The following is a 22,385-nucleotide window of genomic DNA, read 5'->3' as shown; positions in this document are numbered from 1 at the left end:
TATGAATTATTTATTAAATATATAAAAAAATATTGATTAATCATCTAGTGGTACCTAACAATCAAACTGTACAGTACCAGCCTTTCCTCAGCATGTGTGCCCTCGGGGAGAAAGTATTTTTTTAAACAGTTATGGAATATGCTAATTTATGGCATCCTTTCGAAAAAAAACAGGATATTTAATAAATATTTAGCGTCATATTTTATGAAAAAATACATTTGGTTATTGTTGATATGTATCCCGGTCTTGGGATTTTCACAGGAGCTTGGTTCACACAAGCAGTTGGCAAAGTGGAACGAAGTCGAAAGGCTTATTTCCATAAAAAACTATGCGCAGACCTTACCCTTATTAGCCGATATCAAAGCCGAAGCCAGACGCTCCAAAGATCATGCTGAATGGATGCGGGCATTTTTGGCGGAGAGCAAAGTATTGGAGATAAACCAATCCGAGGATTCTTCTTTTCTGCGTATTCAGAATCATTTTGACGACAATATCCGGACTGCTGAAAAGGTAGAGAAAGCGGTCCTTCAAAATTTTTATGCAAGCTATCTATTTTCCAATATCAACCAATATGCAAGTAAAAGCCAGAACAAATTTGTGGCAAAAGACGCAAAAGGTAAAATACAGATGATTGATTCTATTTTTCGCCTGTCAATTTCGGATGCAAACGGATTAAGTACCCAACCCATAACACGCTGGAAAGGTCTGTTTGTCGAAACCCGGAACCTCAGTTTGAATCCTACATTGTACCATTTTCTAAGCTACCAGTACCTGGATTTTTTGAATACATTAAAGGATGTCGACAGGGCTAATAAGGATAAACTTAAAGAGAGATTGCTAACGATCAGTACCGAAAATAATTATCTGGATGCGCGTAGCTATATCATGTCCAAAGATTGGAAATGGAATCATATCGAAGAAAGAGTTGACGAGTACCTGAAAAATATAGCAAGCAATAAAAGTGACTATAACGCTTTTTTATTGTATCAGATAGCGACGGCTTTCAATGATATCGGAAAGAAGCCTACGGCAGTTACCTATCTTGAAAAAGCCTTAAAAGAGTACCCAAAATCGCCATGGATTTCGAATGCGGTTAATTTAATGAAGGAAATCAAAAAGGTTTCCATTACCTTAAATTACAAGAAAACGGCACCGACTGACGAATACGTACCGGTCCAAATCTACCACACAAATGTAGACAGCCTTTATATCAGGGTGTATAATACAAGCCTGATGCCTAAGCGTTCAAAGAACTATACGGTAAAATATGATTCTCTCAGTTATCGGACGACTCTAGATGCGGCGCTGGTCTATGAGGAACAAGTGCCATTGAAAGTGTTTGGTGATTATACGACGCACAATACAATTTATAAAATTAACCCCCTTAAAGCAGGTACTTATACCATTTTGGTCGGGAATAATAAGTTGTTTCAGGATAATGGGCAGGAGCAGGATGTCGCTGTATCTCAGCTTATCATTTCAGATGTCTTTATGCCGGGAAATATAGCTGTAAAATCTACCGATGAGTTTATCTATTCGGGTTTGTTATTGAACAGAAAAACCGGAGCACCCTATGCCAATCAAAGCGCAACGTTATACCAGCTTGTAGACAATGCTCTTCCTAAATTGATCGCGCAATTGAAGACCAATGCTGTTGGCGAATTCAGTTTTAAGTCGAGCTACTCGCCCAAAAATGAAGGTTACCTACGCAATCATGCATTGTTGCTATCTGGGGAAAAAACATTAATTCCTTTGGATAATGAAAATCAAGTCTATTACCAAAACAACTTACGCCAATCCGCCGAAAGCAATAACAAACGGAATATGCGTGCACTCAGCTTGTTGGATAGGGCAATCTATCGACCGGGGCAAATCGTTTATTTTAAAACAATTCTTTACGATGATCATGTACAGCAGGGCAAGGTTTTAGAAAAGCAAAGTGTTAAGATCTATCTGCAGGATGCCAATCGCCAGAAAATCGACTCGATCAACTTGACAACGAATCTGTTTGGATCTGCCAACGCAAGTTTCCAGTTGCCGTCAAAGGCACTGAATGGAAGCTATAACCTTTTGGTATTTTATGACTCAAAACAGCTTGATCAACACTATTTCCGGGTCGAAGAATATAAGCGACCGACATTTGAAGTAATTTTTGAGCCAAATAAATTGACTTATACAGCAAAAGATACTGCGGTATTTGTTGGCAAAGCAGAGAGTTTGGCTGGCGTATCGCTAGTCGGTGCCACAGTCAAGTATAAAGTGTCATTTTATCATGCGAAGGAAGAAAAGAATATTGTTTATAGCGATTCGACAACAACAGTTGATGAAAAAGGAAATTTTTCCATTCGGGTACCCTTGATGGATAGCCAGTTTGCCGGACTGAAAGACTATGTATTGACATATCAGGCTGAGGTGGTTAATCAGACAGGGGAGATGCAATCGGCTTCCGCTGGTTATGTTTATTCGTCCCGTCCATGGCAGCTGCAGATCCAGGTTCCTGCTCTTATGGAAGAAAAGAAATGGCGCGATATTACGATCTTAAAACAAAATCAAAATGGTTTTCCAATGAAATTCGGCGGAAAGGTCACGATTTATAAGTTGGAAGATGCCAGCATTCCTTTGACAGCGGAATACCGGGAACGTTTTGGAAATCCAGAATATCACCTGCTTTCAAAAGAGCTATATAGTAAGTATTTTCCACTTTATTTTGATTCGGTCTTGCTCCAAAAAGAAGAGAAAAAGACCAAGATAGCCAGTTATGATTTTGATAACGCAGATACGAGTAAGATCATTTTGGACTCATTAAAATTCAATTGGGGAAGATACGAGATCGAAGCCATCAGCATACAGGAAGGTGATACCGTACGCGCGGTCGGCTATACGAATTTATACCGGTCGAAAGATCGCAAAATAAATGAGCAGGAGTTTTTCACTTACCGGTTGGACAAAGACAAATATAAGATAGGTGATCGGGTCACCATCATGTTGCAGACTGATGTGAAAAATGCAAGAAAACTGTTGTTAATGCGGGAAAGAAATTCGCAAAAATTAGATACAAAAGTCTTGAATTGGAAAAATGGTCGTATTGACTATCAATTTGTATTGGATGAAAAAGATGTCACCGGTCGATTACAGCTGAATGCACTTTTTGTTGTCAATAATCAATTGACACTATCACCAATTATGATTCCTATTTTTCAACAGAATAAGGAATTAACGATTCAAACCAAGACATTTCGGGATAAAATAATGCCCGGTCAAAAAGAAAAATGGAGCTTTATGGTAAAACAGGAAGATAAAACAATAACGACAGAAGTGTTGGCAACGATGTATGACGCCTCCTTGGACGCATTTGCCCGTAATGCTTTCGGTTCTTTTCAGTTGCGTTATCCTTATTATCCAAGGACCAATTATTACTACATCAACAATGCTTTTAGACAACAGATCAGTTCGAGAGACATGTTTATCTCTTATTACTACGGTCCCGATGCCGATAATCAACGGGATCAGATTTATGACTATGGTTTGTTATCGAACCGCGGGGGCTATAGGGGAAGCGTTCTGGAGCGGGACGACTCCTTATATGAAGTAATAGATAACCAAGCGTACATGTCAACCGTGAGCATGTACGACGAGTTGCGGGACCCTGCGCTGCGGGCTGAAGTTGGCACAATACGCATCCGCGGTGCTGCCCGTGCAACAAAGCAGTCTCGGCCTTTACCCGCTTCCGCGTTGTTGAATGAACCGCCAGTTATGGGGATTACAGTAAATGAGGAGCTTGCCGAATTTGGAATGGTTGCTAGTGAAATGGATGCCGCTGCAGATAATCAGTTCAAGCAGATTAAGGCCCGGACCAATCTTCAGGAAACCGCTTTCTTCTATCCCAATTTATATACCGATGAAGCGGGGAATATCAGTTTCGAATTTGACAGTCCCGAAGCATTGACAAAATGGAAATTGTTACTTTTTGCACATACACAGGAACTGGCATCGGCTGGAGGTACCTATTTTACGCAAACACAAAAACAGCTGATGGTGCGCCCGAATATTCCACGCTATTTTAGAACCAATGACCAGATAACGATCAAGGCACAAATTCAAAACCTGACTAAGGAGCGCATCCAGGGAGATACGAAAATAGAACTTATTGATCCACGAAATAATCAGGTCGTCTCGGCAGCTTTTCGCGTTGATTCCGTGCTAAAAAACTTTAGTGTGGCAGCATCCAATAACACAACCGTGGAATGGACTTTGCAAATCCCCGCTGAATATCCAACAATACAGATTCGCATCCTTGCGGCTGGCAATGAGTTTTCTGACGGTGAAATTATTGAAATTCCGGTATTACCAAATAAAATTCTGGTTGCTGATTCCGAGAAAATTATCCTAAAAGCAGGAGAATCCAAAACATATACGTTAAAAGTAAATACTAAGGATAACCTCATGGGAAGAGTGCAAGTGCAAAGCAATCCTATACTGGAAATACTTGCGGCACTTGACTATTTGAAAAACTATCCCTACGAATGTAATGAACAATTGAGCAGCAAGTGGTTTGGTCTCAAGATGGCGCAATACATACAGCTACATTATCCTGCAGTGACAGACTATTTCAAAAAATTGGATGCCGGATCAAAAAAAGGACGATTAGAAGAGAATAGCAGTTTAGATGAATTCAAAATGGAAGAAATGCCCTGGCTACGGGATATGCAGGGAGATAAGGAACGGTTGAAAGCAATTGCAGCGTTTTTTAATGCTGATATACAATCGGAAATCAGTACCGTTGAACAGAAGATAAAAAATAATCAATCTAAAGATGGTTCGTTTGCCTGGTTTGACGGGGGGCAAGCCAATACCGAAATTAGCATCCGTATGCTGGAAATTATCGGGAAGGTACTCTATTTGGACAGAACTTTAATCAACAGTGATATGCGTGACCTTGCAGTAAAGCTTACACAATACCTTGATCGCGATCCGGCCATATTTTCGTCCAAAGCCAGTGTTGATGTCGGGATAGACTATTTATTTGCGCGACGATATTGGACTGAATTCAATCCTTTCCCGCAAGATTCGCTCCGATCCGTGCAGCGCAAATTGCTTAATTCTTCCTTAAGCAGTGCCGGTCGAAATGCGGGACTGGCGGCTAAAGCATGGATTGTTAACCAGCTTTTTGGACAAGGTAAACAAAGTATGGAAATCAAAAACAGACTTGATCAAGAAGCTATTGTCGATGCACAAAAGGGGATGTACTGGAAAAGTAATTTGAATCAATACAATAAGATCAGTTTACAATCTTATCTCGTCGAAGCTTACAAACTAAATAACCCGGCGAAGCTTAAGCAAGTTACTCAATGGATCTATTATAACAAACAGGTCAATCATTGGTATAGCACCTGGATGACAGTTGATGCCGTATATGCGCTATTATTAGCGGACAATCCGAAGGATTTTGTTACTGGCAACACCGTGCGTGCTTTGATCAATAACGAAGAGACTGACCTAAGTAACAATGTTCTGGGAGAAGTCAGTAAGCAATTTGATCGAGCGGAACTGCAAACTGATAAGGCTATTCAAATACAAAACCACAATGACAGAGTTATTTCTGGAAGTATTGTCCATCAGTATTTTGCTGATCTTGATCAGGTAAAATCCAGTACAAATGCGCTTTCGGTTCAGAAAGTATATCTGGTGGAGCGAAAAGGGGAATGGGTAGAATCCAAGGAGGCCAAATTGGGCGAACGGATCAAAGTTAGGATTACAGTGATCAATGATGAGCCCATTCAATATGTTCATCTAAAAGATAGCCGCCCAGCTGGTGTAGAGCCTGTGTATAGCCCTTCTGGATACCAATGGCGTAAGGGGTATTACTTTAGTTTGAAAGATGCTTCGACAAATTACTTTATGGATCGCCTGTCAAAGGGGAAATCCACCTATGAGTATGAGGTTAAAGCCAACAATCAGGGCATATTTAATTCGGGAATCACTACGATAGGATGTATGTACGATCCCGCTATTCATGCACGTAGTGTAAATACCGTATTGACCATTATTCCTTAATTGCAGTTGAACTAAAAGATCTGCTTCCGACTTATTCGAAAGCAGATCTTTTTACGCTATCATTGTTCATTGATTTCAAAAGACATGCCCGTGTTCAATCGTATTTTGCGGTGGGTACGTTATTTTATTTCAAATTCGGTATATATTGTCCTTTTAAATTCAAGGACCTCTGGAGCTATCTTAAAACCCTCGCCACCATAAGCTTTATTAAATGTTTCCAAGGCCATTCCTGTTCTATACCCTGTCGACTCATTCGACGCACTACCATCATTTGATAAAAAAAGCAATTTTCCAATCTTTACATCTGCTCGTGAAGCCAACTTTTGGGCTGATTTTAGTGCATCGTCATACGCGATGAGATCGGCTTCCCGAAGAATACTATCGGCTTTTGAATGGTCAAATGAAATGGAACCAATTCCACTGATTTTTGTTTCGAGTAATCTACCCGTTAATTCCGTGAATTTGGATAGATCGTGTAAAACAAAATCGATGGTCTGTTGCGCTTGATAACCGACAAATTTATTTGTATTTCCGATAAATTGATAGTCCTTGTTTGCCGAAACACTACTTGTTTTGATGTCCTCCTTTTTATTCCCATATTTTCCAAGTATGGCGATGACACTGTCAACAGTATTTTGTGTTTCCCGTACGGCATCTACCATCCGCGGTTTTGTAAATGCTGTATTGATGGTAAGTGTAACTTGATCAGGCATTATTCTAATCTTTCCCTCACCGCTGACCCTTATCCGGTCTCTATTGTCACTGGAAGCAGATTGGCAGGATATCATCAATAATAAACCACTACTGACGACTAGCGATAATAACTTTATTTTATGTCTCATATTGTAACGACTATTAAGCTGGATTTTATAAGTAACTATTCTAATATACTAAATATTGGTGACAGAACCTGCGGGCCTGAGCAGTATAAAACAAAAAAATATATAAAAAAAGCAGACACGATAATTGCGTTTGCTTTCTTTAAAAGTTGCTGTTTTTAATAAATACTTTTAGCATAAGTTTTTAGTTGCTTCTGTAAAGACTTTCGAGCCATATGGATACGTGTTTTTACCGTTCCTTCCGGGATTTGCAAGTGCTCCGCAATTTCATAATATTTAAAGCCTTCTAAAAATAATGCAAAAGCATTGTAATAATCTTTTGGTAATTTATTGAGCGCATGCTGTATGTCTGATGCCACAAAGTTATTTTCACCACGATTTGTTGTGATCTCATTTATATAACCTGTACTTATGTATTCGTTGCGGTAATTTTCCAACCGTTTATTGCGTGTATACTGATTAATATACGTATTCTTCATAATAATATATAACCAGGACATAAGCTTTGGGTGTTTTAAAAACTTTTCTATGGAAGATAGTGATCTAACCATAGTTTCCTGCACTAAATCTTCTCTTTCATCTGGATCGCTTGTAAATTGCGCTGCCAAATATTTTAATGTAGGTCTCTTTTCCTTAAACAGTTGATCAATTGTTGTATTTTCCATATTATCAATTTTAAGTGTTTATTAGTGCCTAGACTACTGCAATTAGGGTGCTAGAAAAAATAGGTAAAAATTGTTTTTTTTAAATTTAAATTCAAGATATGTAATTTTGTTTCTGATTTAATCTATTGTTTTACAGTGTTTTATTTTCGTTCTGTTGCTGAAGGCTGCTCTCGGAGTTAAGGATAAATTAAGGTGTTTTTTACTTTGACAACAAGTGTTTTCCTTGTAAAGTTCCATCCTTTATCCCGTAGTACTACGTATTTATACGCAGTACTATAAACTATACAGGAATCTTTAACGGAGTTATCAGATTTTAAAAACTGTTCAAGCTTGATAATGGTTATTAGTCATATTACGAAAAGCAATATACTATGGGGAACGATGACAAAAATTTATATATAGATCAATCACAGGAAAATGATGGGGGGCAGGATCTAAATCAGATCTGGGGAGGAAGTCAGGAAGATTTTTACAAATCCATAATCCGGAACCAACAGGAAGACTTAGGACGTATAGGGCGTTATTTTAGAGATGAACTCGCGCAGGAATTATATGGAATGCGTATATCATTACAGAATTTTACAAATCGGCATGGTGACTTTGAAGAACTACGTTGTTTGCGTGATTCTCTAACTTCGTTGGTGATTGAATTGCGAAACAAAGCCATTGTGCTTTACAATCCAATTTTGAATGATTTGGGAATTTTTCATGCAATTGATGAGGTCGTGGCCTCGTATAAACAAAAGTTAGGTTTTAATATAGATATTATCCTCGATCCAGATTTAAAGGAACTTCATCATCATATTCAGGTGCATCTTTTTAAATTGCTTACCGCACTATTTGAATATCTGAAAGACGAGATGCCTATTCAGACGATTTCAATATCTGTACAGCTCATTGATTTCGCTGTATTTATAAAAGTATTGCCTTATTTTAAAGCGGATAATATACTACAAAAAACCAGAAGTGCAGATAGCCCAATGCGACTAAAGAAAGTAATGGAGTTATACAGTGCTAAAATTATTAACGATACCATTGAAAAAGGTATGACACTTAAATTAACGATTTAAAAAGACGATATGACAAAAATCCTATTGGTAGAAGACCATATGGTGGTACGTAATGGTATAAAATTGCTTCTGGAGTCCCAAGATAGTTTTGAGGTTGTTGGCGAGGCGTCCAATGGTAAAGAAGCGCTGGATTATCTGGATTCGAACCTAGATCGTCTGCCCGATATTGTATTGACAGATATTAGCATGGAGGAAATGGACGGGATTGCACTTTTACAAGTGTTGCACCAACACCATAAAGATATAAAAGTGGTTATTCTCTCGATGCTGAACCAAATTAATTATGTCATTGAAGCATTTGAATATGGTCTTAGAGGGTATTTGCTAAAAAATGTCGGTTATAATGAGTTACTTTTTGCACTTAATCACATTGCTGCTGGCGGTAGATATATGAGTGAGGAGATTTCAATGTTACTGCTTGAACAGATACGCTCCGGTCAACGCTATGCGCAGCATCCGATGGGAATACGAACTGATTTCGAGATTTCCGAAAGGGAGCTCGAGGTCTTAGGACTTATTGCAGAAGGTTATACCAATATTGAAATTGCAGATAAGATTTTTTTGAGTAAACGTACCGTGGAGGGGCACCGCCAAAATCTAATAGATAAAGCTGGCGTGAAAAATACCGCACATTTGGTCAAGTTTGCCTTCGAGCATGGAATATTAAATTAATTTTCCATGCTCGGTGGTTCTTTATCGAACAATTGGTTTATGTTAGGATAACTGGTAATTACGACAGAAATACTGCTTATAATAGTACATCGGCTAAAAGTAAAAACCGAAAAAAGATACAAATTGATCTTTTATTGATACGATATCGCCTGTGATATAGCAAATATTTTTTCAATTTTAAGCTGTACGCAAATTGTACCGGTGAAACAGATGAAATATATTACATTGCTTTTTATGCTTTACGCCATACTGCCCTTAGGCTACGGGATGGGTAAGGATAGTATTGTCTCCGTTATGCATGATGCTGAAGGAGAGGCGCGGCCACCCAAAAATGGAATTTTTCAGGCTGATCCCACGATATTCCATCATGATGGTTATTACTATTTGTATGGCACGAATGGAGATGGTGATCAACAATTGGGGTTTAAGGTGTACAAGTCAGCAGATTTAAAACATTGGCAGGGGCCAATAGGCGCAAAAGCAGGATTCGCATTAATTCAAGAGGATGTATTTGGAAGCAAGGGATTCTGGGCACCACAGGTGTGGTATGAGCAGGGGAAGTTTTACATGGCATATACTGCCGATGAGAAAATTGCGATTGCTGTCAGCGATTCTCCTATAGGTCCTTTTAAACAAAACGTGCCTAAGACTCTTATGGAGGGCGGAAAGCAGATCGATCCCTATGTATTTAGGGACAACGATGGTAAAAAATATTTGTTCCATGTCAGGTTAACGGAAGGAAACCGCATCTTCGTCGCTGAATTGAAAGATGACTACTCGGGTATTAAGGAAGAAACATTAAAAGAGTGCCTACATGCGGCACTCCCTTGGGAGAATACCGCTGGATCCTCTTGGCCGGTCAGCGAGGGCCCTACGGTTTTACGACAGGGTAAACGTTATTACATGTTTTATTCGGCCAATGATTTTAGAAATAAAGATTATGCGGTAGGTGTAGCTGTTGCTGACAATGTGTTTGGCCCCTGGAAAAAAATAGAAACAAATCCGTTATTAAGCCAAAATAACAGTGGATTTTCGGGTACCGGTCATGGCGATTTATTCCAAAAAGGGAAGCAGTGGTACTATGTCTGTCATACGCATTTTTCTGAACAGCAAGTTGCTCCTCGACGTACGGCGATAGTACCTGTCGATCTTGTCTCAGGGGAAGGGAGTGGGAGTGGGAGGATAACGCCTAAGTTTGACAGTACTAAATTTAGATTACTTGAGATTGTAGATAAATCTGCTTCCTCCATTGATGTCGCTTTCGGCGATCCGTTCATTCTCTATGATAAACCCAGTGATCAATATTATCTGTATGGAACAGGGGGGACGGAAAATGGGTTTATAGCATACAGTTCAAAAGATCTCATCCAGTGGAAGGAAGTAGGGAAGGTGTATGATGGAAGACAGCCTAAAGGGTGGGGGACCAAAGACTTTTGGGCGCCAGAGGTGTACCTGGTCAATGATAAATACTACATGTATTATAGTGCGCACTGGAAGGAAAACCCCGAGGATAAATTGGAGAACTATCGCATTGGTGTGGCGGTTGCGGATAATCCGGCGGGACCATTTTTAGACCTGACAGGCAAGCCGTTATTTGACCCCGGCTATCCCATTATCGATGCCAATGTTTTTAGGGATACCGACGGCAAAAATTATTTGTTTTACTCCCGTTGTTGCTATGAACATCCCGTGGCTTCTGAAATTGCCGACTGGGCTAAATCTAAATGGGGATATAAAGATATTGAGGAAAGTTGGGTCTATGGCGTTGAATTGGACAGCAGTATGCAGCAGGTCATTGGGCGTCCTGCACTGTTAATACGACCGCCGCTAAAGATGAATGATAAGCAGTCCGAATGGGAAAGTCGTTCCGTATCCTCAGGTGAAATCAACAGAAGATGGACGGAAGGTTCATTTTTATTAAAAGCAAAAGGCCAATATTATATCATGTACTCCGCTAATTATTTTGCGGGCGCAAATTACGCCGTCGGTTATGCTACCTCCACCTCTCCTTTGGGAAGTTACAGCAAATCAGAAACCAATCCGATTATACAAAAAAATACAGATCACGGCGGAGTTATTTCAGGTACGGGGCACAATAGTATTTTTAAAGATCGCAATGGTAAACTGCGTTGTGTTTATCACGGGCGGACAACAAAAACAGGAGATAAGCGGATGGTCTTTATCCGGGATATTCGCTTTAATAAAGATAATCAATTACAAATCGAGTCAGAATGAGGTTGAAAGCTACTCTGAATCCTTGGTTATTTTTCTTTGCATGGTTGCTTTATTTTTTCGTTGCTGTTGTTCTCCGGTGTAGGAGCGCAAGTTAAATCAGCTTTCTTTTGCCGGTGCGTATGACCTAAATCCGGTTCGGTTACTACCATCGGATCGGTATTGTTTGAAACAGGAATACTGCTTTCACTAAACAAACATTTGCGATACCATCTATTACTAAAATAATATGCAATAATCAAACCTTGTTTCACTATCGAATGTTGCAAAATCTTTTCCATTGTTTTTAATGATTGAATGAGCAGGTGTACTTCTATACCTATTGATTTAATAAAAGAACAATCAAAATGGGCAATTGGTTTAAACTAATTCGGTTCAAACTACTTCCCGATGAAAATGGTTCTTCTAACGTTGGACTCGAGATAAAATTGTCATGATCATATTAAACGCTTTAAATATCGCATTCATTGCTCTGATAGCGCAACAGTCGGAACGCACGGAGGCATTAAATACCGGAAATTCGAACGAGTGGTACACAGAACCGGGTATTTGGCTCTTTATCCTTATCTTTATTTTTGTTATGACGCTCGTTATCTACCGAAAATTAGTAAAGAAAAATTAATCTATACCCGTATTTCTATAGTGTTTCTATTGTCAAGACCGTATTGTGTCAATCGTTGAGCATATGATCCGGAAAAGGTGCAACAATAGGAAAATAAAGGTGAACTGTTGTCCCGACACCAACCTTGGATTCGACTTTAATGCTTCCTCCAAGACGCTCCATGACACGCTTGACAAGTGATAAGCCGATCCCCGTTCCGGGAATCCCACCGACATTATCTGCCCGGGTAAACATTTCATAGATATGTGGTAGATGTTCTTCAGGGATGCCTATGCCGTTATCCTTGATGCAATAATAGATCATATCATCCTTGGTGCTACTCTCAATGTTGATCGTAGGTTTGTCGGACTGAGAAGAATATTTAATGGCATTTACAATAAGGTTGGTAAATATCTGATAAACAGCGCTTTTTTCTCCCCATATTGGTAGCAATTGCCCAAAATGGGGCTTACAGTCTGCTGCATCATACAATGTTTTATTTTCCTGAAAGATACGTTGTAGTGTGTAAGCCATAGGAAGCGGCTCTTTGTCCAGAACGCTTGCCCGATGTTGACTTAATTGTACCATATTGTTGATGATATCCTCAATATTAGAGACACTTCTGCTGAAATTCTGATACCATTTGTTGGTTTTGGAAAGATCAATATTGTCGGAATGCTGTTGTAGAAATTGAATGCCCATTTTTAGAATTGACAAGGGATTTTTCAGGTCATGGGATAGCGTATAGGTAAACATTTCCAATTCATTGTTCAGACTCAGAAGTTCTTCATTAAGTAATTGTCTTTCTTTAAGTTTTCTGAATATGGATTCTTTAATAATCTCATTGAGACGCAAGACAAAATTGATTTCTGCATCGTTCCAAGGTTTGGCGACATCATAACGAACATCTTCCCAAATTTTTAGTTTCCCGGGTTCTTTAGAAGCTTTTTCGACCTGTCCAATTTGCATCACACGACTTTGACTTGCTTTTCTGAACCATACAAGATAATAATCATTTTCGAGGCCAACTTTGAGATACATCAGTCCTGCAAAATTTAATTTTTCTTTGAAATGATGCTGGTGATTTAATCTAAAGTTGTAATCCTTAAACAATGCTTTATCACTATGTTGTTGGAGAAATTGAATGATTTCATAAAACAGTGATTTATGCGGTGTATGGCGGTGGTTGAAGACATCGCCCTGATTAAAAATGGAAAGACCATCTGCGTTGACCAGTTGGGTGAGCGTATCTATGTGCTGGACTAATGCGCAGTTAACCATTTTGTTCTCGGACAGACTTTTTTTAAGCTCTTTTTCTGCCGAATTAAGAAGTTCTGTTCTTTCGAGCAGATTTTGTTTTACGTGGCTTTCATACTTATTGGTTGCAGCCTGGATGGCAAAAGTACACAGTTTCCGTTGTTGCAGATCCACCTCTTTTTCATGGGCATCTTGAGCCACCACAAGTCCCCAGAATTCATTATCTATACAAATACGGAAAAACAATGCGCTCTGGACGTTGATCTTTTCGAGAAAAAGATGATGCAGTTGAGGAAGCGGGCGCAAAAGGCTGGAGAGTGTGTCTATGCTATCTTCCATATACACAAAATGCTGATCAACTTTTTTGATGTTGGGAACATAACGATACGAATAGCTGCTGTAATATTCCATCGCTTCTTGGGGCATGAAATCTCTGGAAAACTCTTTTCCCTTGAAATAAGGTTTACCTTCAGCGGTATGTTCGGCGATCACCTCACTATATCCGGTTTCCTGAATCTGAAGGACAAAAACACGATCGTAATTTAGTAATCTATTGATTGCTAAGCAAACCCTATCCCAGTTATTAGGTTGGATTGTGTCGAGTAAAAAGTTAAATTCGTTTATTTTTTTTGCAGAAATATATTTTTTATGTTGTCGTTCCCATTCAATATAAAAGTGACCTTGGTATAGTTTGATTTTGAAATAGATACGTTCCTGGAATACCTTTATGGGCAGGATATGACGTGACTGACTATTTTCACGCAATTCACTCAGCACATTTGCGATCTTTTGGATAGCATCACCAAAAGCCTTGGCAAAACTTTCGAAAAAATTCGTGCGTAATAGAACGTCAGTAGGCAGATTGGCTTTTTCAGCTGCGAATTCGCTCAGAGCTACAATAGTATATTGTTCATCCAAAACAACAAGACTGCCAAAATGCTGAAGTTTGATCGCATTTTGATTGTTAGATTGAAAATCAGTGTTCATAGTAACCCAAAAACTCCTTAAGATATATGCCTAAATATACGAAAAAAATTGATACAAGTGGATTGTCTATTGGTGATTAATAGGATATTTTTATTGGTTAAATTTCTTTATTTGAATTTATTTTCTTAAAAAAATAATTATATTATTTTGTTTGCTTGTTCATCGTTGCTCCAATTTATAGTCTATTCAGGACGTATTCGATCTGCAAGACCTTTAACGAGGAGTTTCCATTGCGGATAAGAGGCCCCAATTTTCGCCGCCAACCCAATAATTAAGTTCCTGATATTGTCACCTAGGCTATGATTTTCCACGTTAATGATTTCATTACGCCCAGCATATTGAATTAATATGCTGTTGCGTCGTTGTTCTACAAGGAAGGTAGAAGAGGAGATCCCTTCAAAAAAATGGGCTGTATCTTTGTTATCGGGATGTTTTGGATCAGGACAGGGTTTTAGGGTCAAAGCAAGTAGCTTAAATTCACTCGTTACATCTTGGGTAATATTGACTACATTTACCCAGTCATAGCCCTCACTGCTAGGCAGGCCGGGGCCGGGAATATTCAGTCTGATGTAGTCATGTAGCGCCAGCGGACGGTCTATCGGAAAACCGTTGCTGTCGGTCAACTGAAAAGTCGTGGCGGGGATTTTTGCAAGGTCATACCAGTAATTTACATCCAAGAGATAAGCGCATATAGTCTCAAAGGCCAAGTCGGCCATTGCAGCACTTTCAAAATCAACTGACTCAAAGCAATCAAGCTTCTTTCCTTCTTTCTGTTCAGGAATAATATTTTTCATGCCTTTTTAATTAAGAACAGTGTTCGGTCTATTATGGTTTGAATGAAAATAGTGAATCACTGATGGGTAGGCTAAGGATAGGGAAAAAATAAACGGACAATGGTGCCTTTCTTTAATTGGCTTGAAAGGTTGATGGAACCGCCCAATCTTTCGATCAATTGCTTTACCAAAGATAAACCAATGCCTGAGCCGGCCATATGCGTGCTGTTACTCGCGCGTTCATGGGCAAGAAATACCCGGCTTAGTTCATCTTCGGGGATACCAATCCCATTGTCCTCCAGAAAATACACGATCCCCTTATCTGTCTGTTCGCTGTAAATGTGTAAGTAATCAAGTGAGGATTTCTTGGCATATTTTACGGCATTTGCAATCAAATTCATAAAGATCTGATAGACCATGGTGCGATTGGCATGTAAAGGATAGAGATGACCTAAGCGAAATGACAGGGTCAATTGCGGATAGAGTAGTTTTACTTCGGACAGGCAATTATGTATCGTTCGATCCATGGCAATATGCTCTGCAAGATGCGTATCTGTACGTGCTTTACTGACCTGTAGGGTTTGATTTATAATGGCCTCAATATTTTGAATTGAATTTGCAATATTGTTATTCCATTGTTGGCTCCTCTCGGGGTCTATATCCGGATTTCGCATCAAGAAATCATTGCCCATCTTCAGGACGGCTAAGGGATTTTTTAGATCATGTGATAAGGTATTGGCCAGTAAATCCAATTGGTGGCTAAATGAGATTTCTTCCTCTTGTTTTTTTATCTGATTATAAACCAGCTTGCGTGCGGTGACGTCATGCGCCGTATGCAAAATAGCATAAGTATTCCCAGCTTCGTCCACAAGTGCTTTATATTCAAAATCGAAGTAACGGGTCGTTTTTGTACTACCATCGATAATATCTGCGGGTGTATCCGTTGCCTGATAGGTAATCCCTGTATTCCATACTTTTTTGAGAATCGAAGAAAAGCCTTCCTGCTTGAAACCCGGAAAACAGGCGCAGAATGTCTTGCCCAGAATCGTGCGATCTGTACACCACATATCCAACATGGCCTGGTTTGCATAGGCAATATGAAGATAAGGGCTATTGTAAACCGCGGTGGCAAGAGGTGAGTGATCAAGAACAGCTAATATGGAAACTTGTTCGTTAACTATCATATCAATGTGTGTAGCAATTAATTGGTGGAAATAGCTCCGGTATGCTAAAATAAAATAATTTTACTGAATGTATATTTTCCAGTTCCATTTGTTGCAGACAAAACATTTTTTACCTGACAAAACTGAACAAAAATACTATTTAGTACGTTTAAAATATTGTATCTCCCGTTCATGTTTCTTAGCGGCTTCCAGACTGTCAAAAGTGCCCAGGTTTTTTCGCTTGTTGGTCTCTTTATCTGGATGCTTAGCGTAAATTCGGTATTTTCCTGATTTGAGTTTACGTATCATTGAATAAATTTTTTAGTTAACCTAAACTTGCTCTTAGTTTGGCGATCAGGTCATTGGCCTTTGTATTTTCAACCTTTATTTTTCTTATTGTAGGCCGCTTACCTTTATCTTTTTGTTTGATAATCTTTAACAGCTCCTCACTATATTCATTTTTATAGTTGCTTAGATCAAAAGCCTGACTATGCTGTTGAATAAGTTGCGTGGCCATATCCATTTCTACTTTTTGTATTTTGACTTCAGCAGGCAGCTTCAGTTCATCAAGGCTTCTTATTTCCTGCTGATAACGGATTTTGTTCAAAACCAAAACATTTTGATACGGTTTTATGATGGCAAGGTGCTCTACATTACGCATGACAAAAGCGCCAAGTCCGGCTGTTTTTGTTTTATCCAGAGCTTTTAATAACAGTTGATACGCTTTTTCACCACCTTTTTGGGGTTCAAGATAGTAGGGTGTCTCAAAATAGATGCTGTCGATATCTGCCAATTTGACGAATGCATGTAAATTGACGAGTTTTGATTTTTCCGGACTGGCATCTTCAAAATCAGCATCTTCCAATACCACATAATGATCTTTCATAAAATATCCCTTGACAATATTATCCCATTTCACCTCTTTGCCCGTTTGTTCATTGATGCGTTTGAATTTAATATTGGCTAAATCTTTCCGATCTAGCATATCGAGATCAAGGCTGCTGCTTTCTGTTGCGCTATATAGTTTTATCGGGATGTTTACCAAACCAAATCCGATTGCTCCTGTCCAAATGGCTCGCATAGTATGTTATTTTTATCGCTATCTGATAGCCAGATTGCGTAATTACGATTATTCTCAAGAGATAACCGCTACTAAGTTGAAATAGTTTGGGCCATTCTAAAAAAATAGTGCGTTTGTTCTTTCCCTTTCCACGCCCGACGAAGTAATTCAAACTTTTCTTTCTGAAATTGGTTATATGGGCATTGCTTATCTCACAATATGGATTTAAAATCAAACGAACCTTTCTGGTTAATAAAAAATGGACTCCTGGCAACTTATCCCGCCTTGCGTGAGGACAAGGTCTGCGACGTTTTAATTGTTGGCGGCGGAATCACCGGCGCGCTAATTGCTCACCAGTGTATATCAATGGGAAAGAAATGCGTGCTGATTGACAAGCGGGAAATCGTTAATGGGAGTTCGGCGGCGACAACATCTATGTTGCAATACGAGATCGACACCCCGCTCTATCAATTAATGGAATTAATAGGCGAGGAAGGTGCCATAGCCAGTTATGAAGCTTGTAGTAAAGCAATAGACAATATCGGATTGCTTTCACGCAAGATCGGATCCAAAGCTGGTTTTCGGACAAAGGATTCATTATATTATGCTTCGCGCAAAAAGGATATTACTTGGCTAAAACAAGAATTTGATGCCCGGAAAGCTGCTGGGTTTAAAGTTAAATGGCTTGACGAGGATGAAATCAAAACCAGATACCATCTCGACAAAGCCTACGGCGGAATACTCTCCGAACAAGGGGCTAGTATAGATGCCTTTTGTTTTGCGCACGAACTGCTGACCCACAATGTCAGGCATGGATTGGAAGTTTTTGACAAGACAGCGCTTATTTCTGTAAAAAGCAATCTGCGCAGCCATACGGCAGAGGTATCTACAGGTGCAACGATCCGCGCAAAAAAAATAATTTATTGCATCGGTTATGAGACAGTAGGGGTAATCCCAGAAAAATTTGTGGACTTACTCAGCACTTTTGCCATCGTATCCGAAGTGAATCCGTCTCTTTATCAGCGATATAAAGACTTATTGATCTGGAATACTTCCGATCCTTATCTTTACATGCGGACGACCGATGATGGTCGATTTTTGATCGGTGGCGAAGATGAGGAATTTCGTAACCCGCAAAAGCGTGATGCATTGATCGCTAAAAAGACCGATAAGTTGGAAAGATCTTTTCACAAAATTTTCAATAGGCCTTTTTTCACAGATTTTAGCTGGGCCGGAACCTTTGGCGTGACCAAAGACGGTTTACCCTATATCGGTGAACATAAGCAATTTAAAAACACCTATTTCGTTTGTGGCTTTGGGGGCAATGGAATTACATTTTCGGTCACTGCAATGGAAATGGTCGCCCATTGGTTGGAAAATAAGAAACATCCCCTGTCCGAGTGGTTCAGGTTTGGACGTTAAGGGTTTAGCTATATTTTAACAGAAAGCGAAATAGTTTATATTCGAGCTTACTCCCTGTCAATTTTTCTTTGATGAAAGGGAATTTTCCTTCCATATATACCTGTTGTATAACCGGATGGATATAATAATTTTGTGATACAGTTTTGGTATTGCCCAATTGTTTGGCGACCGTCTTTATTACCTCATTTAGTTGTTTTTTTCGCGTGTTTAGATCATCTCCCTGTTTTGATCGGGATAATAGATCGAACGCTTCTCTGCTGGCTCCCCAGATACGGATATCTTTACAGGTGATCTGTCCTGGACAATGATTACGCAGATAGGCATTAAAAGTGCGTCCGCAAAAATTGCTTTTGCCTATTTTTTTATCGAGCTGAAATAGGTTTTTTCCTTTTAGCTGGAGCAGCTCGCCAAGTAATTTTGCCTGTAGTTTGTCTCGCCAGGTCTTTTCCTGGAAAACACCTTTTTTTCCTTTGTAAGCGAATGTGATGGTATTGTCCGTTATCTTGACATGCCGTTTTTCAAGGGTGCTGAGACCATACGACTTGTTTTCCAGTGTATAACGCTTATTGCCAATTCGTATAAGCGTACTATCCATTATTTTAAAAGCAATTGCACATAATTTTTCCATCGTCCAGTCCCTATGTTTCAAATGTCGGGAGCTTATTTTTCTAAGATCCTGAAGGTACTGACCCATATAGAGCACATGTCTAAATTTATCGGTTTGTTTTTGATGGACAAATTTTGGATGATAGATATATTGTTTGCGGTCCTTCTGGTCAAAACCATAGGCCTGGAGATCATTTCTTGCACTCTTTGCAATCCAGACATCTTTCCAATTTGGCGGAATGACCAAATGATGTATCCTTTCCAATATCTTTGGATCCGTAATTTCTTGGCCTGAGTTATCAAAATATTTAAAGGTTTTTCTAATCTTTCGCCTTGTATAGCCTTGTTTATTTTTGATCTTCATATAGACGCTTTATTTAGATAACAATTGTTGAACTTATGCCGTTGAATAATAATATGCCGTTGAATAATAAAAAGATCCTCATTATCGACAAATAAGGATCTCTTTATGGTTAATTTGGACGATAGGTGATTATAATCCTTTATCCCTTAGTGTTTTGATGTATTCGTGTGCTTCCAATTGTATGGCCAGCTGTTTTTCGATCAGCAGGAGGAGGTCGTGCGTGATTTCCCAATCTTGATTGTCAACAACATCTTTATAGGTCTTTGTAAAAGCATCTTCCCCCTGTTCACAACTTGAAAGCAGACTTTTTTGGTCATTGCCAGAGACGGCAGATTTAATGTCCATCCATATTCTGAAAAGCTTACCGCTGATCATTGTACCATCGGTAGCTGCTTTGGCGTGCTGTTCCAGATAAGGCTTAAGCTCTTCAATAAATAGTTCGGATTGATTCATATAATCAACGAAAATAGGGTTTAAGGTGTCGATATGAAGACGGTCGGCAATCTCAATTGCTTTCTTATACCCGGCGATGCGATCATTGTTGATCTGTATGAGATCATTGATCAATGTGCTATCATTTATTGTTATCGTTTCCATTTATTTTAGCGTTTTAAGATATCTGATTTAATTTCAATCTAAGAACTTATGCCGGAGCTGTTCCGTTGAAAAAAATAGCAGTATGCGTATTTTTACCCTCTGGTAACTTCCAGGATGCCTTTAAAAAAAGATACACCCTGCAATGCTGCTCGAAGGTAAAATTGTCTGGCAAAACAGAAGAGAATAGAAGTCCGCTTGTCATGACTCGTTGATTTATCGAAACATTCAGCTAAAAAGAGACCGCATTATTCAGATAAAGCGGTCTCTTTTTAGCTGATGCAGATCTTATTTTGTTTTACCTGAGTAGGAAGGTTTCTTTTCCTCTTCCAGGTTGCTCTTGGTTTGTTTTTTGTTTATAGAGCTGGCCGCCTCTGGTTGAACGATCGTTTTGTTATTTCCTTTGCCTATAGGACCGCCACAAATAATCAGCAAAATCGGTAAATACTGCTGATTGAATGCCGTTTTTTTAGATTTCATATAGCTGTTTTTTAATGTATTGTCAAATTAATGTGAAAAACTCTACTATGTTAACATTCAAAAGAACTTTTGGTTTTATTGGATTCGATATACTTTTAACTGTTTTTGCAGTTTCTTGCGAGTCATATGAATTCTCGTCTTTATGGTTCCTTCCGGCATCCCAAAATAAGACGCGATTTCATGATATTTGTAACCCTCCAAAAATAACTGGAAGATCTGATAGTTGTCTTCGGAAAGACCGCACATGGCCTTCTCAATATCATCCGATACGAATTTATTCTCACCTTTATTCGCTTCTGTCGTATTGTATGCTTCCAAACCTATATAGGTCTCATGGATATCACTGGTTCTTTTGGCTTTGCGATATTGGTTAATATAGACATTCTTCATAATAACATACAGCCACGACATTAATTTGGGATGCTTAATAAAGTCATCGATCGACTTCAATGCACGAATAAGTGTTTCTTGAATCAAATCCTCCTTTTCGTCAGGATCAGTAGTAAATTTTCCTGCGAAATGTTTTAATAGACTTCTTTTTTCTTCGAATAGCAAGTTTAAATTGGAATTGTTCATGATATCTATCGTTTATTTAAATTGATTGATTTTCCGAACATATCGGTGCAATTAGAGTGCTAATTTTTGCCAAAATTGGAATGTATACCCTTGTTTAAACAGCTAAATGCGGAAAATACGTATACCGGAAATTTTATACATTGTAGCTTATCAGCTACAAAAAAAGACGGTTTATTCAAAAAATAGTATACCAATAAAATGGATTTACGCTCTTTTTGTGGCCCCTCAAACGGGTATTTATTTCCTTAATAAATGTTTTAATTACGGATATAGGTCACTGTTATTTAATACCCCCTACTGTCCAGGTTTTGGGGCAACCCGGACAGTTTTTCAATTTTATTGAACTAAAGTTTAATGAAGGGGGTTCCTTTATTAAGAATCAGCACATAAAATAAATTACATATGAAAGAGGTAAAAAAATTAATGGTTATTATTGGAATCGGGCTACTATGTAGCACAACATTGTTTTCCTGTAAAAATTCTCCGAGAGATAATACGGAGGGAAGTGAACAATCAGATAATATAACTCCAAGTAATGCCGATGAAACAAGGTATAACTTAAGTGAGCAACAGAAGATGAGTATGCAGAAAGATACAACCTTACTGGACTCTGCTCAAAAGGATAGTTCAATGCATGTCAAACATTAAGTTTTGCCATCGGCGACTCAACAGAACCCACTAATAAAAAACTCCCGTTACGTAGGGAGTTTTTTATTAGGCGCGAATCGCTTTGATCAGGCTCTCCTTAGTCATTTTATGACGGCCTTTTATTCCGATTTTCTTGGCTTCCGCAAGTAATTCTGTTTTACTTCTTTCATCCAGCGCTGTGCTTTTTCCGCCTTTTTTTCCCGAGTCGGGCGTATTGGCTATGCGGGCAGATTTTTCTTTACTGTAACCTTCACGGCGCAAAGCTTCATATTTCGCGTCATCTTTGATCTGTTTACCATGATTTTTAGTCATAACGTTTCTT

The 22,385-nt window shown here is 38.9% G+C and carries 20 protein-coding genes; 7 read left to right on the top strand and 13 right to left on the bottom strand.

The window, feature by feature from the left end; all coding sequences use genetic code 11:
• Nucleotides 1-204 precede the first annotated feature (204 nt).
• A complete protein-coding gene (locus DCO56_RS00585; RefSeq protein WP_181390420.1) occupies nucleotides 205-6,054 on the top strand; it encodes an alpha-2-macroglobulin family protein in 5,850 nt (1,949 codons plus the stop codon).
• A 119-nt stretch (nucleotides 6,055-6,173) separates the two neighbouring features.
• On the opposite strand, the gene DCO56_RS00580 is transcribed toward DCO56_RS00585, so the two are convergent.
• Together DCO56_RS00580 and DCO56_RS00575 are read right to left on the bottom strand one after the other, a co-directional pair.
• The gene (locus DCO56_RS00580) at nucleotides 6,174-6,896 is read right to left on the bottom strand and encodes an SIMPL domain-containing protein (RefSeq protein WP_108631845.1); all 723 of its coding nucleotides are present in this window, start codon (nucleotides 6,894-6,896) and stop codon (nucleotides 6,174-6,176) included.
• A 155-nt stretch (nucleotides 6,897-7,051) separates the two neighbouring features.
• Nucleotides 7,052-7,558 (bottom strand): RNA polymerase sigma factor, encoded by a 507-nt coding sequence (locus tag DCO56_RS00575; protein WP_108631844.1) that lies wholly within the window; start codon nucleotides 7,556-7,558, stop codon nucleotides 7,052-7,054.
• Between the two features lie 371 nt (nucleotides 7,559-7,929).
• On the opposite strand from DCO56_RS00575, the gene DCO56_RS00570 reads away from it, so the two are divergent.
• The 3 genes from DCO56_RS00570 to DCO56_RS29450 all read left to right on the top strand — a co-directional run bounded on the left by DCO56_RS00570 (nucleotide 7,930) and on the right by DCO56_RS29450 (nucleotide 11,535).
• A complete protein-coding gene (locus DCO56_RS00570) occupies nucleotides 7,930-8,628 on the top strand; it encodes a hypothetical protein (protein ID WP_108631843.1) in 699 nt (232 codons plus the stop codon).
• Nucleotides 8,629-8,637: 9 nt separating this feature from the next.
• Nucleotides 8,638-9,300 (top strand): response regulator transcription factor, encoded by a 663-nt coding sequence (locus DCO56_RS00565; protein WP_108631842.1) that lies wholly within the window; start codon nucleotides 8,638-8,640, stop codon nucleotides 9,298-9,300.
• Nucleotides 9,301-9,510: 210 nt separating this feature from the next.
• Nucleotides 9,511-11,535, top strand: a complete 2,025-nt coding sequence (locus DCO56_RS29450; RefSeq protein WP_219929280.1) for a glycoside hydrolase family 43 protein — start codon at nucleotides 9,511-9,513, stop codon at nucleotides 11,533-11,535.
• A gap of 26 nt (nucleotides 11,536-11,561) precedes the next feature.
• Here the strand turns inward: DCO56_RS29450 and DCO56_RS00550 are convergent, their stop codons facing one another.
• Nucleotides 11,562-11,813 (bottom strand): hypothetical protein, encoded by a 252-nt coding sequence (locus tag DCO56_RS00550; protein ID WP_108631841.1) that lies wholly within the window; start codon nucleotides 11,811-11,813, stop codon nucleotides 11,562-11,564.
• A 152-nt stretch (nucleotides 11,814-11,965) separates the two neighbouring features.
• Between DCO56_RS00550 and DCO56_RS00545 the strand changes: the two genes are divergently transcribed.
• Complete coding sequence (locus tag DCO56_RS00545) at nucleotides 11,966-12,154, top strand: hypothetical protein (RefSeq protein WP_108631840.1); 189 nt, start codon at nucleotides 11,966-11,968, stop codon at nucleotides 12,152-12,154.
• Between the two features lie 48 nt (nucleotides 12,155-12,202).
• Here the strand turns inward: DCO56_RS00545 and DCO56_RS00540 are convergent, their stop codons facing one another.
• The 5 genes from DCO56_RS00540 to ku form a co-directional block, all read right to left on the bottom strand.
• Nucleotides 12,203-14,377: a GAF domain-containing sensor histidine kinase gene (locus DCO56_RS00540; protein WP_108631839.1), complete on the bottom strand. Its 2,175-nt coding sequence runs from the start codon at nucleotides 14,375-14,377 to the stop codon at nucleotides 12,203-12,205.
• A gap of 182 nt (nucleotides 14,378-14,559) precedes the next feature.
• Entirely contained in the window at nucleotides 14,560-15,171 is a 612-nt protein-coding gene (locus DCO56_RS00535) for a hypothetical protein (RefSeq protein ID WP_108631838.1), read from the bottom strand.
• 71 nt (nucleotides 15,172-15,242) lie between these two features.
• Complete coding sequence (locus DCO56_RS00530) at nucleotides 15,243-16,334, bottom strand: sensor histidine kinase (RefSeq protein WP_108631837.1); 1,092 nt, start codon at nucleotides 16,332-16,334, stop codon at nucleotides 15,243-15,245.
• Between the two features lie 135 nt (nucleotides 16,335-16,469).
• Nucleotides 16,470-16,622: a hypothetical protein gene (locus tag DCO56_RS29145; RefSeq protein ID WP_165306685.1), complete on the bottom strand. Its 153-nt coding sequence runs from the start codon at nucleotides 16,620-16,622 to the stop codon at nucleotides 16,470-16,472.
• A gap of 16 nt (nucleotides 16,623-16,638) precedes the next feature.
• Nucleotides 16,639-17,394, bottom strand: coding sequence for a non-homologous end joining protein Ku (ku, locus tag DCO56_RS00525; RefSeq protein WP_108631836.1), 756 nt, complete (start codon nucleotides 17,392-17,394; stop codon nucleotides 16,639-16,641).
• A gap of 198 nt (nucleotides 17,395-17,592) precedes the next feature.
• Here ku and DCO56_RS00520 point away from each other — a divergent pair, with 198 nt between their 5' ends.
• On the top strand, nucleotides 17,593-18,795 hold the full coding sequence (locus DCO56_RS00520) for an NAD(P)/FAD-dependent oxidoreductase (RefSeq protein WP_108631835.1): 1,203 nt from the start codon (nucleotides 17,593-17,595) through the stop codon (nucleotides 18,793-18,795).
• A 4-nt stretch (nucleotides 18,796-18,799) separates the two neighbouring features.
• Here the strand turns inward: DCO56_RS00520 and DCO56_RS00515 are convergent, their stop codons facing one another.
• From DCO56_RS00515 to DCO56_RS00500, 4 genes are all read right to left on the bottom strand, one after another.
• The gene (locus tag DCO56_RS00515; RefSeq protein WP_108631834.1) at nucleotides 18,800-19,765 is read right to left on the bottom strand and encodes a DNA topoisomerase IB; all 966 of its coding nucleotides are present in this window, start codon (nucleotides 19,763-19,765) and stop codon (nucleotides 18,800-18,802) included.
• Between the two features lie 129 nt (nucleotides 19,766-19,894).
• On the bottom strand, nucleotides 19,895-20,362 hold the full coding sequence (locus DCO56_RS00510; RefSeq protein WP_108631833.1) for a ferritin-like domain-containing protein: 468 nt from the start codon (nucleotides 20,360-20,362) through the stop codon (nucleotides 19,895-19,897).
• 285 nt (nucleotides 20,363-20,647) lie between these two features.
• Complete coding sequence (locus tag DCO56_RS00505) at nucleotides 20,648-20,839, bottom strand: hypothetical protein (RefSeq protein ID WP_108631832.1); 192 nt, start codon at nucleotides 20,837-20,839, stop codon at nucleotides 20,648-20,650.
• 75 nt (nucleotides 20,840-20,914) lie between these two features.
• Nucleotides 20,915-21,415, bottom strand: a complete 501-nt coding sequence (locus DCO56_RS00500; RefSeq protein ID WP_108631831.1) for an RNA polymerase sigma factor — start codon at nucleotides 21,413-21,415, stop codon at nucleotides 20,915-20,917.
• 402 nt (nucleotides 21,416-21,817) lie between these two features.
• Between DCO56_RS00500 and DCO56_RS00495 the strand changes: the two genes are divergently transcribed.
• Nucleotides 21,818-22,063 carry a hypothetical protein gene (locus tag DCO56_RS00495; RefSeq protein ID WP_108631830.1) on the top strand — a complete coding sequence of 82 codons (246 nt, stop codon included), beginning with the start codon at nucleotides 21,818-21,820 and terminating at the stop codon, nucleotides 22,061-22,063.
• 66 nt (nucleotides 22,064-22,129) lie between these two features.
• Here DCO56_RS00495 and DCO56_RS00490 read toward each other — a convergent pair whose 3' ends face one another.
• Nucleotides 22,130-22,375, bottom strand: coding sequence for a DUF7218 family protein (locus DCO56_RS00490; protein WP_108631829.1), 246 nt, complete (start codon nucleotides 22,373-22,375; stop codon nucleotides 22,130-22,132).
• Between the last annotated feature and the right edge of the window lie 10 nt (nucleotides 22,376-22,385).

Source organism: Sphingobacterium athyrii (genome assembly GCF_003071065.1).
Taxonomy (GTDB): Bacteria; Bacteroidota; Bacteroidia; order Sphingobacteriales; family Sphingobacteriaceae; genus Sphingobacterium; species Sphingobacterium athyrii.
This window is presented reverse-complemented; position numbering and strand designations above follow the sequence as displayed.

What these genes read in the sequence shown, in the direction of transcription:
- DCO56_RS00585 (WP_181390420.1), top strand. Translation starts at nt 205, where the DNA reads ATGAAAAAATACATTTGGTTATTGTTGATATGTATCCCGGTCTTGGGA.
- DCO56_RS00580 (WP_108631845.1), bottom strand. Translation starts at nt 6,896, where the DNA reads ATGAGACATAAAATAAAGTTATTATCGCTAGTCGTCAGTAGTGGTTTA.
- DCO56_RS00575 (WP_108631844.1), bottom strand. Translation starts at nt 7,558, where the DNA reads ATGGAAAATACAACAATTGATCAACTGTTTAAGGAAAAGAGACCTACA.
- DCO56_RS00570 (WP_108631843.1), top strand. Translation starts at nt 7,930, where the DNA reads ATGGGGAACGATGACAAAAATTTATATATAGATCAATCACAGGAAAAT.
- DCO56_RS00565 (WP_108631842.1), top strand. Translation starts at nt 8,638, where the DNA reads ATGACAAAAATCCTATTGGTAGAAGACCATATGGTGGTACGTAATGGT.
- DCO56_RS29450 (WP_219929280.1), top strand. Translation starts at nt 9,511, where the DNA reads ATGAAATATATTACATTGCTTTTTATGCTTTACGCCATACTGCCCTTA.
- DCO56_RS00550 (WP_108631841.1), bottom strand. Translation starts at nt 11,813, where the DNA reads ATGGAAAAGATTTTGCAACATTCGATAGTGAAACAAGGTTTGATTATT.
- DCO56_RS00545 (WP_108631840.1), top strand. Translation starts at nt 11,966, where the DNA reads ATGATCATATTAAACGCTTTAAATATCGCATTCATTGCTCTGATAGCG.
- DCO56_RS00540 (WP_108631839.1), bottom strand. Translation starts at nt 14,377, where the DNA reads ATGAACACTGATTTTCAATCTAACAATCAAAATGCGATCAAACTTCAG.
- DCO56_RS00535 (WP_108631838.1), bottom strand. Translation starts at nt 15,171, where the DNA reads ATGAAAAATATTATTCCTGAACAGAAAGAAGGAAAGAAGCTTGATTGC.
- DCO56_RS00530 (WP_108631837.1), bottom strand. Translation starts at nt 16,334, where the DNA reads ATGATAGTTAACGAACAAGTTTCCATATTAGCTGTTCTTGATCACTCA.
- DCO56_RS29145 (WP_165306685.1), bottom strand. Translation starts at nt 16,622, where the DNA reads ATGATACGTAAACTCAAATCAGGAAAATACCGAATTTACGCTAAGCAT.
- ku (WP_108631836.1), bottom strand. Translation starts at nt 17,394, where the DNA reads ATGCGAGCCATTTGGACAGGAGCAATCGGATTTGGTTTGGTAAACATC.
- DCO56_RS00520 (WP_108631835.1), top strand. Translation starts at nt 17,593, where the DNA reads ATGGATTTAAAATCAAACGAACCTTTCTGGTTAATAAAAAATGGACTC.
- DCO56_RS00515 (WP_108631834.1), bottom strand. Translation starts at nt 19,765, where the DNA reads ATGAAGATCAAAAATAAACAAGGCTATACAAGGCGAAAGATTAGAAAA.
- DCO56_RS00510 (WP_108631833.1), bottom strand. Translation starts at nt 20,362, where the DNA reads ATGGAAACGATAACAATAAATGATAGCACATTGATCAATGATCTCATA.
- DCO56_RS00505 (WP_108631832.1), bottom strand. Translation starts at nt 20,839, where the DNA reads ATGAAATCTAAAAAAACGGCATTCAATCAGCAGTATTTACCGATTTTG.
- DCO56_RS00500 (WP_108631831.1), bottom strand. Translation starts at nt 21,415, where the DNA reads ATGAACAATTCCAATTTAAACTTGCTATTCGAAGAAAAAAGAAGTCTA.
- DCO56_RS00495 (WP_108631830.1), top strand. Translation starts at nt 21,818, where the DNA reads ATGAAAGAGGTAAAAAAATTAATGGTTATTATTGGAATCGGGCTACTA.
- DCO56_RS00490 (WP_108631829.1), bottom strand. Translation starts at nt 22,375, where the DNA reads ATGACTAAAAATCATGGTAAACAGATCAAAGATGACGCGAAATATGAA.